We start from the raw sequence: 8618 nt of genomic DNA on the forward strand, positions 1-8618 counted from the left end.
CAGCCCTCGTCCTGTTCGCCGATGCGGTTGGCGACCGGCACGCGGACATTGTCGAAGAACACCTGGTTGATCTCCTGGTCGCCCTCGGGGGGGCCATCCAGGGTCGGCAGGGGCACGATCGAGATCCCCGGCGTCTTCATGTCCAGCAGCAGGAAGCTGATCCCCTTCTGCCGGATCGGATCGACCGTGGTGCGCACCAGGCAGAACATCCAGTCGGCCCACTGGGCGTAGGTCGTCCAGATCTTCGAGCCGTTCAGGACATAGTGGTCGCCGTCGAGATCCGCCTTCATGGCCAGGGAGGCCAGGTCGGACCCGGATCCCGGCTCAGAATAGCCCTGGCACCACCAGACGTCGGTCGACAGGATCTTGGGCAGGTGCTGGGCCTTCTGCTCGGGCGTGCCGAAGGCCATGACCACGGGGGCGCACATGCGCAGCCCCATGTTCGAGGTCTCCGGCGCCCCGGCCAGCGCCATCTCCATGTCGAAGATATACTTCTTGGAGGTGTTCCAGCCCGTGCCGCCATATTCGACCGGCCAGTCCGGCGCGATCCAGCCCTTGTCGTTCAGCTTCTTCAGCCAACGGACCTGGGCGGCCTTGGTCAGGTGGTGGTTCTTCGACTGCGCGGACAGAGCCCGCATCTCGTCGTCGAAAGCGTCGGCGATGAACGCCCGGACCTCGTCACCGAAGGCGAGGTCCTCGGCCGTGAATTCGAGGTCCATGGCGATCTTCTCCTACTCGATGCCGTCGAGATATTCGATTTCGGGACGACCACCCATGCAGGGGCCCATCTTCGGGCCGGCGGCCTTGAAATACTCGGTCTGGCCGTGGGCGGTCAGCGCGTCCTGGTCGGTGTAGAGTTCCAGCACCTTGTAGACCTGGCCGTCCGTGCGGCTCTTGGTCAGCTGGTAGGCGATGTTGCCCGGCTCATTGGCCCGCACCGTCTTGGCCAGTTCCGTGAAGATCGCTTCGAATTCCGCGTTCTTGCCTTCAGCGACCTTCAAGGTCGCGATCACGCCGATCATGCCGTCCTCCCAACGTTTGTTTGAACGCCGACGGTAGAGGCGCGGACCCGGCCGGGCAAGCCCGACTTATCGTCGATAACCGGATCGCGATCCCCCGGCCGATCGCGAGGCCTCGCCCCGTTTCGGGTCCCTCGAACCGGGCCGGTCAATTGTCCAGCCCTCGCGAACGGATAAGCTCCCTGGGAAAGCCGGCCGCCAAGCGCCGGCGGGAGGACCCAGATGAAGATCGCCCTGATCGCCCTTGCGGCGCCCCTGATGCTCGCCATGCCCGCCATGGCCCAGACGCCGAACTGGGTCAGCTGGGGAACCCAGAACGGCGAGACCCTGTCCTACGACTCCGCCTCGGTGGGCTGGAGCAAGCAGGTGGTCACCGCCACGGTCAAAGCCCAGTTCAGCCCGCCGGTCCCGACGACCAACGCCCAGGGCGCCTCGGTCCAGGTCTCCACCGTGCTGGAAAGCATCTCGGTCGACTGCGCCGCCGGCCTCTATATCGACAACCACAACGCCGGCTACGACGCCTCGGGCGCGGTAGTCGTTCAAAGCGGTGGGCCCAGCCCGGCCAAGGCGATCACCCCCGGCGGCGGCGCGGCGGCGATGCAGGCTCAGTTCTGTAAGAAGTAGATCTTGGGGGCGCGGCTCTGCTCCACAGCCCATTTCATCCGATCCGGCTGATTCAACCAGATCGGAATGGGCTCTAGCGGCCGCGCTCGTTCCAGCCATAGGCCACCCAGTGGTGGCCGCCCAGGTTGCGGGCTTCGATGACGCCGTCGGCCTGGGCCGTGGCGGTGCGTCGGGCGCGGAGCGCCAGGCCGGCCAGCGCCAGCAGCGCGCTGGACATCACCGCGATCACCACCACCGTGGCGGCGGCGAACAGGGCCAGGATCGCACCCACGACCACCGCGGCCGTGGTGGCGAGCGCGCCTCCGACCATGGCGATGCTGCGCAGAGCGGAACCGTGCTTACGGGCGAATTCCCTGACCATGGCGTCCTCGGTTGATCAGCTTTCTAGCGATCTTCGGATATTATGTCGGTCTGACGACGGCGGACGTCAACAGGCTTACGCGAATATGAACCGATCTGCCGCATCAGACGGCGCCTTCCAGGGCCAAAGAGCGGCGTTCGCGCATCACAGTGTCGAAAGCCGCATTGATCGCGGCGGCCTTGCTCTCGGCCACCGCCACATATTCCGGCGGCAAGCCCCGGCTGCGGGCCTTGTCAGGGTGGGTCTCGACCAGGGCCCGCTTCCAGGCGGTGCGGACATGGTCGTCGGTGGCGTCGTGGGGCACTTCCAGCACGCCATAGGGATCGTCTTCGGCCAGACCGAGATGGGTGGCCTTCATCCGCCGGAAGGCCAGGGCCGAGAATCCGAAATAGCCGGCCACCTGTTCCAGATAGTCCAGCTCCTCCTCCGACACGATCCCGTCGGCGGCGGCGATGTAGAACAGGCCGTCCAGCACGTCCTCGAGGATCTGCGGGCAGTTGCGATAGCGCTTGGCCAGGCGCTTGGCGTAGCTCTCGAAGCCCCGGGTGGTCTGCCGCGCCAGGTCATAGAGCCGGTGGATATTGGGCTCCGACGCCGCGTCGGTCTGGAACACCAGAGAAAAGGCGTCGAACTCCGAGACGTGGGCCCGGCCGTCAGCCTTGGCCAGCTTGGCGCCAAGCGCCGTGACCGCGGTCGAGAAGGCGGGGTCCTCGCCCGGAGGTCCGGGAGGACAGTCTACGCAGTCGGCCGCGTCGGGACGGCGGACGGCGAGCCCTGCGATGTTGCGCCAAAAGCTCATGGGAGTAATTCGGGTTCTAAAGTCTTGTGGCTGCGCTGACAACGCGAAGCTGCCCTGAGGGAAATTAAGTTTTGGACAGGCGTTGGCGTTTCTGGATCGACCGTGGCGGCACCTTCACGGACGTCATCGGCTGCGCCAGCGACGGCGAGGAAGTCTCGCTGAAGCTGCTCTCCGCCTCGCCCGCCTATGAAGACGCCGCCGTGGAGGCCATGCGTCGGGTCCTCAACGCCGCCCCTGGCGACCCGTTCCCGGCGACCCGCGTCGAGGCGATCAAGATGGGCGCCACGGTGGCCACCAACGCGCTCCTGGAACGGCGCGGCGCGCGGACCCTGTTCGTCGCCACCCAGGGGTTCGGCGACGCCATATGGATCGGCGACCAGACCCGGCCCGACCTGTTCGCCCTGGATATCGTCCGGCCCGCCCCGCTCTATGCCGGGGTGGTCGAGGCGGCCGAGCGCCTGGCCGCCGACGGCGCCGTGGTCCGCCCCCTGGACGAGGCCGCCCTGCGCGCGCGGCTCCAGGTCGCGGCGGCCGAGGGCTATGAGGCCTGCGCCATCGCCTTCCTGCATTCCGACCTCAATCCGGCCCATGAACTGGCGGCCGGCGCGATCGCCCGCGAACTGGGCTTTGGCTTCGTGGCGCTCAGCCACGAGGTCTCCCCCCTGCCCCGCTATATCCCCCGGGCCGAGACCACCGTCGCCGACGCCTATCTGACCCCGGTGCTGCGCGCCTATGTCGACCGGGTGGCCGCCGCCGTGGCCGGGGCGCCGCTCTATTTCATGACCTCGTCCGGCGCCCTGGTCGACGCCGCCGCCTTCCGCGGCCGCGACGCCGTGGTCTCCGGCCCGGCCGGCGGGGTCGTGGGCGTCGCCCGCACCGCCGAGCAGGCCGGCGCCCCCGCCGTCCTCGGCTTCGACATGGGCGGCACCTCCACCGATGTCTGCCGCTATGCCGGGACGCTGGAGCGCCGCGATGTCGCCCGGGTCGCCGGGGCCCGCCTGCGCAGCCCCATGCTCGACGTCGAGACCGTGGCGGCCGGCGGCGGCTCGATCCTCTCCTTCGACGGCTTCCGCGCCCGCTCCGGTCCGCACAGCGCCGGCGCCATGCCCGGCCCCGCCGCCTATGGTCGCGGCGGCCCCGCCACCGTCACCGACGCCAATATCGTGCTGGGCCGTCTCGACGCCCGCTTCTTCCCCGCCGTGTTCGGGCCCCGGGGCGACCAGCCGCTGGACCCCGCCGCCGCCCGCGCCCGCCTGGCCGAACTCGCCGTCGCCATGGACGCCCCCAGCCTGGAGGCCGCCGCCGAGGGCTTCGTCGCCGTCGCCGTCGAGCAGACCGCCCAGGCCGTGCGCCGCATCTCCACCGAGCGCGGCTTCGATCCCCGCGACCACGTCCTGGTGGCGTTTGGCGGCGCCGCCGGCCAGGTCGCCTGCCAGGCCGCCGAGGCCCTGGGCGTCTCCGAAGTGCTCTGCCCCCGCCATGGCAGCGTGCTGTCGGCCTGGGGCATCGGCCAGGCCCAGGTCGCCGCCCTCCGCCAGGCCGGGCTGGACGTCCCGCTCACCGACGAGGGCCTGACCCAGGCCCGCGCCCTCCTGGCCCAGCTGGAGACCACCGCCCGCCAGGGCCTCGCCGACCAGGGCGCCCCCGAGGGCGAGGTCCGCCTGACCTTGCGGCTGCGCTATGACGGCGCCGACGCCGAACTGCCTGCGCCGCTCTCGACCCGGGCCGAGGTCCAATCCACCTTCGAAGCCGCCCACAAGCGCCTGTTCGGATTCATTGAACCGGCCCGCCCTATCCTGATCGCCAGCGTCGAGGCGGAGGCGATCTCCCTCCCTCCCCTTCATGGGGAGGGACAGGCCGGCTTGTCCGGCCGGGGTGGGAAACAGCCCGTCCAAGACCCCACCCGTCCGTCGCTTCGCGCCGGCCATCCTCCCCATGCAGGGGCGGGAGCGCGGATTGGGATGTTCGCCCACGGCGCCCATCATGACGCCCCGGTCCTGGCCGCCGAGACCCTCACCACCGCCGAGGGCCCGGCCCTGATCGTGCGCGGCGACACCCAGATCGCGCTGAGCCCCGGCTGGCGCGCCACCGCCGGGGCCGACGGCCTGATCCGCCTGACCCGCATCGGCGCCCTGGCCCACAGGGCGATCGCCCTGGACCGACCGGACCCGGTCACCCTGGAACTGTTCAACCGCCGCTTCATGGGGGTGGCCGAGGCCATGGGCGCGGCCCTGGAGCGCACCGCCCACTCGGTGAACATCAAGGAGCGGCTCGACTTCTCCTGCGCCCTGTTCGACGACGACGGCGGCCTGGTCGCCAACGCCCCACACATGCCGGTCCACCTGGGCTCCATGGGCGCCAGCGTACGCGCGGTCCGCGACCGCCATCCGGTGCTGAAGCCCGGCGACGCCTTCGCCCTCAACAACCCCTATGCCGGCGGCACCCACCTGCCTGACATCACCGTGGTCATGCCGGTGTTCCTTCCGGGCGCCGCCACGCCCGCCTTCTATGTCGCCGCCCGGGGCCACCATGCCGATGTCGGCGGGGTGCAGCCCGGCTCCATGCCGCCGTTCTCGAAGACCATCGACGAGGAGGGCGTGCTGCTCGACGCCCTGCCGATCATGAAGGACGGCGTCTTCCTGGAGGCCGAGACCCGCGCGGCCCTGTCGGCCGGCCCCTGGCCCAGCCGGGCGCCCGACCGCAACCTTGCCGACCTCAAGGCCCAGATCGCCGCCTGCCAGGCCGGGGCCAGCGCGGTCGCCGGCATGATCGAGGGCTTCGGCGGCGCGGTGGTCGCCCGCTATATGAGCTTTGTCCAGGACAACGCCGCCCAGTCGGTGCGCCGCGCGCTCGGCCGCCTGTCCGATGGCCAGGCCCGCGTGCCCATGGACGGCGGCGGCGAGATCGTGGTCACCACCACGGTCGATGCGGCCGCCGGCGAAGCGACCCTCGACTTCACCGCCAGCGCCGACCAGCTGCCCAGCAACTTCAACGCCCCCTCGGCCATCGTCGACGCCGCCGCCCTCTATGTCTTCCGCACCCTGGTCGACGACGACATCCCGCTGAACGCCGGCTGCCTGAAGCCGCTCAGGATCCTCACCCGGCCCGGCTCCATGCTGGCCCCGGCCCCACCCGCCGCCGTAGTGGCCGGCAATGTCGAGACCAGCCAGCACGTGGTCGACGCCCTCTATGCGGCCCTGGGCGTGATGGCCAACGCCCAGGGCTCGATGAACAACTTCACCTTCGGCGACGAGACCCGGCAATATTACGAGACCCTCTGCGGCGGGGCCGGCGCCACCGCCCATAGGGCCGGCGAGAGCGCGGTCCACACCCATATGACCAATTCCCGCCTGACCGACCCGGAGATCCTCGAGCGCCGCTTCCCGGTCCGGGTCGAGGCCTTCGCCGTACGTCCCGGCTCCGGCGGAGCGGGCGCCCAAAGGGGCGGCGACGGGGCCTTGCGCCGCATTCGCTTCCTGGCCCCCATGGACGCGGCCCTGCTCTCCACCCGGCGGGATCACGCCCCACAAGGTCTGGCCGGCGGCGGCCCCGCCCTGCCCGGCGCCCAGCGGCTGATTGAAAAAAGCGGGAGGTCGAGGGAGCTTCCCGGCTGCTTCTCCGTTACGGTGAAGCCTGGCGACGTGATCGAGATCGAGACCCCCGGTGGCGGGGGCTACGGTCCGCCGCCCGCCATCTGACCGCCGAATTTCACAGGTAGCGCCGTTTTCATGTCCGCCCTTCTCTTCGCCCTCCTCCTCGCCGCCCAGGATGCGCCGCCGGCTCCGGCCGCGACGCCCGCGCCCGCCCCGGCCGCCGCCCCCGCCGCCGAGGCTCCCGCCGCCGCGCCCGAGGAAGAGGAACTGCCCTGGCCTCCCGGCGCCCCGCACGACGACTATGGCTTCGTCGGCTGGTGCTATGGCGCGCTCGGCGGCTACATGGACCTGCACGACCAGATGATCCCCGAGGTCACCCGCATCGAGGCCGCCTTCCAGGCGCCGGGCACGACGCTGGCCGAGGACATGGCGGTCTATGACCAGCTGCAGTCCATGAGCCGGACCAATATGAAGCTGTTCGCCCGCGCCATGCAGGCGGCGGAAAAGGCCAGCCTTCGGCCGATCAACACCTTCGGCGCCCGGGCCATCAGCCAGGGCCGCGCCGGCTGGGCCGGCGCAAGCTCACTGCCCCGCCGCACCGTCGCCCAGCAATGGATGGGCTGGACCCTGCCCGCCCGCTGCGTGCCCACCGCCAAGACCCTGGAGACCCGCGCCAAGCTGATGGGCACGGCCTTCCAGGCCAATGAGCCGACGCCCGAGCCGGTGGCCGATCCGGTCGTCGCCCCCGTCGCGGACGCCGCTGCCGATCCGGCCCAGACCGTGGCCGCCGCCCCGGACCAGCCAGCGGTCGGCGATCCCATCGGCGACGCCATCGCCATCGCCAAGCCGGCCGCGCCAAAGCTCCGCACCAAACCGCAATAGGCCCGCTGCTCCCCCTCTGGGGGAGCTGTCGGCGAAGCCGGCTGAGGGGGCCGGCCCGAAGGGACGGACGCGACCTGTCCGCCCCCTCCATCCTCGGTCCCCCTCACCAGCGGGGGAGGAGCCAAAACAAGCCGCCCCGCCGACCTCGCGCGAAAATCCGTGCGCCCCGCCGGGGCCAGGGTTAGATTTGGCCCATGGAAGAGCCGCACCTCATCTATTTCGCCGATCCCATGTGCTCGTGGTGCTACGGCTTCTCGCCGGTGATCGCCGACATCCGCCGGGCCTTCGGCCGCGCCCTGCCGATCAAGCTGATCATGGGCGGCCTGCGCCCCGGGACCGACACGCCGATGGCGGACAAGGCCAAGGACGAGCTCGCCGGCCACTGGACCCATGTGCATGAGGCCACCGGCCTGCCGTTCAATCGCGCCGCCCTCGACCGCGAGGGCTTCCTCTATGACACCGACCCCGCCGCCCGCGCCGTGGTCCGCGTCCGCCGCGACAACCCGGAACTGGCCCTGACCTATCTCGGCCGCCTGCAGGCCGCCTTCTATGGCGAGGGCCAGGATATCACCCAGGCCGAGGTGCTGGCAGACCTGGCCGCCGAGCACGGGGTCGATCGCGCCGCCTTCCTGGCCGACTTCGAGAGCCGCGACCTGAAGCAGGAGACCTGGGGCGACTACGGAACCTCCCAGCGCGCCGGGGTCACCGGCTTCCCGACCCTGGTCGCCGGTCCCAATCGCGAGGGCGCCTACGGGGTCGTCACCCGGGGCTTCGCGCCGGGCGACCAGATCCTGGCTGTGCTCAACCAGTGGCTCGAAGGCGCGGTTGTCTCCCATTGACCCGTCGCCTCGCCCTCGCCTGCGCCCTGGCCGCCTGCGCCCTGCTGGCCGCCTGCGCCACCACCCCGCCGCCCAAGCCCCTCACCCAGGGACGCGGCGCCTGGACCTATGCTCCGGCCGACCGGGCCGAGCCCGCCAAGCTCACCTATGGCGCGGCCAATAGCGACAATGTCGGGCTGATGCTGCTCTGCGCCCAGCCCCGGGTGAAGCTCTGGCTGCCGGCCCCCGCCACGGCGGCGCCCAAGTCCATCGCCCTGCGCAGCGGCAAGGCCCATGGGGTCTATCCCCTGGCCGCCGTCCCGGACGGCGAAGCCCTGCTCCAGGCGGCCATGCCCGCCACCGATCCGCTGCTCGACGCCTTCGCGGCTTCTGGTGAACTGATCGCCGACTCGACCCGCCTCGACGCCCGCGCCGCCGGCGAGCGCGCCGCCGTCCGCGCCTTCCGGGGCGCCTGTCCGGCCCCTAGAAAATGACCTTTTCCTCGCCCCACCACAGGGGCGA

The 8618-nt window shown here is 70.9% G+C and carries 9 protein-coding genes; 5 read left to right on the forward strand and 4 right to left on the reverse strand.

Annotated features, from left to right (window positions below):
* Both Q7P21_RS17115 and Q7P21_RS17120 read right to left on the reverse strand, forming a co-directional pair.
* A partial coding sequence (locus Q7P21_RS17115) for an acyl-CoA dehydrogenase family protein (protein WP_304178059.1) occupies positions 1 to 719 on the reverse strand: 719 nt, incomplete at its 3' end.
* 12 nt (positions 720 to 731) lie between these two features.
* Complete coding sequence (locus Q7P21_RS17120; protein ID WP_304170294.1) at positions 732 to 1022, reverse strand: putative quinol monooxygenase; 291 nt, start codon at positions 1020 to 1022, stop codon at positions 732 to 734.
* A 219-nt stretch (positions 1023 to 1241) separates the two neighbouring features.
* On the opposite strand from Q7P21_RS17120, the gene Q7P21_RS17125 reads away from it, so the two are divergent.
* Positions 1242 to 1643 (forward strand): hypothetical protein, encoded by a 402-nt coding sequence (locus tag Q7P21_RS17125; protein ID WP_304170293.1) that lies wholly within the window; start codon positions 1242 to 1244, stop codon positions 1641 to 1643.
* A 73-nt stretch (positions 1644 to 1716) separates the two neighbouring features.
* Here Q7P21_RS17125 and Q7P21_RS17130 read toward each other — a convergent pair whose 3' ends face one another.
* Both Q7P21_RS17130 and Q7P21_RS17135 read right to left on the reverse strand, forming a co-directional pair.
* Positions 1717 to 2004, reverse strand: a complete 288-nt coding sequence (locus Q7P21_RS17130; protein ID WP_304170292.1) for a hypothetical protein — start codon at positions 2002 to 2004, stop codon at positions 1717 to 1719.
* A gap of 103 nt (positions 2005 to 2107) precedes the next feature.
* A complete protein-coding gene (locus Q7P21_RS17135) occupies positions 2108 to 2803 on the reverse strand; it encodes a DnaJ family molecular chaperone (protein ID WP_304170291.1) in 696 nt (231 codons plus the stop codon).
* A 71-nt stretch (positions 2804 to 2874) separates the two neighbouring features.
* Between Q7P21_RS17135 and Q7P21_RS17140 the strand changes: the two genes are divergently transcribed.
* The 4 genes from Q7P21_RS17140 (at position 2875) to Q7P21_RS17155 (ending at position 8590) form a co-directional block, all read left to right on the forward strand.
* Positions 2875 to 6501, forward strand: coding sequence for a hydantoinase B/oxoprolinase family protein (locus Q7P21_RS17140; RefSeq protein ID WP_304178061.1), 3627 nt, complete (start codon positions 2875 to 2877; stop codon positions 6499 to 6501).
* Positions 6502 to 6531: 30 nt separating this feature from the next.
* Positions 6532 to 7278: a hypothetical protein gene (locus Q7P21_RS17145; protein ID WP_304170289.1), complete on the forward strand. Its 747-nt coding sequence runs from the start codon at positions 6532 to 6534 to the stop codon at positions 7276 to 7278.
* 194 nt (positions 7279 to 7472) lie between these two features.
* Complete coding sequence (locus tag Q7P21_RS17150; protein ID WP_304178063.1) at positions 7473 to 8117, forward strand: DsbA family protein; 645 nt, start codon at positions 7473 to 7475, stop codon at positions 8115 to 8117.
* A complete protein-coding gene (locus tag Q7P21_RS17155; protein WP_304170287.1) occupies positions 8114 to 8590 on the forward strand; it encodes a hypothetical protein in 477 nt (158 codons plus the stop codon). The genes Q7P21_RS17150 and Q7P21_RS17155 overlap by 4 nt, the downstream gene beginning before the upstream one ends.
* The last annotated feature ends 28 nt before the right edge of the window (positions 8591 to 8618 follow it).

Source organism: Phenylobacterium aquaticum, assembly GCF_947378715.1.
Lineage (GTDB): Bacteria > Pseudomonadota > Alphaproteobacteria > Caulobacterales > Caulobacteraceae > Phenylobacterium > Phenylobacterium aquaticum_A.

What these genes read in the sequence shown, in the direction of transcription:
- Q7P21_RS17120 (WP_304170294.1), bottom strand. Translation starts at nt 1,022, where the DNA reads ATGATCGGCGTGATCGCGACCTTGAAGGTCGCTGAAGGCAAGAACGCG.
- Q7P21_RS17125 (WP_304170293.1), top strand. Translation starts at nt 1,242, where the DNA reads ATGAAGATCGCCCTGATCGCCCTTGCGGCGCCCCTGATGCTCGCCATG.
- Q7P21_RS17130 (WP_304170292.1), bottom strand. Translation starts at nt 2,004, where the DNA reads ATGGTCAGGGAATTCGCCCGTAAGCACGGTTCCGCTCTGCGCAGCATC.
- Q7P21_RS17135 (WP_304170291.1), bottom strand. Translation starts at nt 2,803, where the DNA reads ATGAGCTTTTGGCGCAACATCGCAGGGCTCGCCGTCCGCCGTCCCGAC.
- Q7P21_RS17145 (WP_304170289.1), top strand. Translation starts at nt 6,532, where the DNA reads ATGTCCGCCCTTCTCTTCGCCCTCCTCCTCGCCGCCCAGGATGCGCCG.
- Q7P21_RS17150 (WP_304178063.1), top strand. Translation starts at nt 7,473, where the DNA reads ATGGAAGAGCCGCACCTCATCTATTTCGCCGATCCCATGTGCTCGTGG.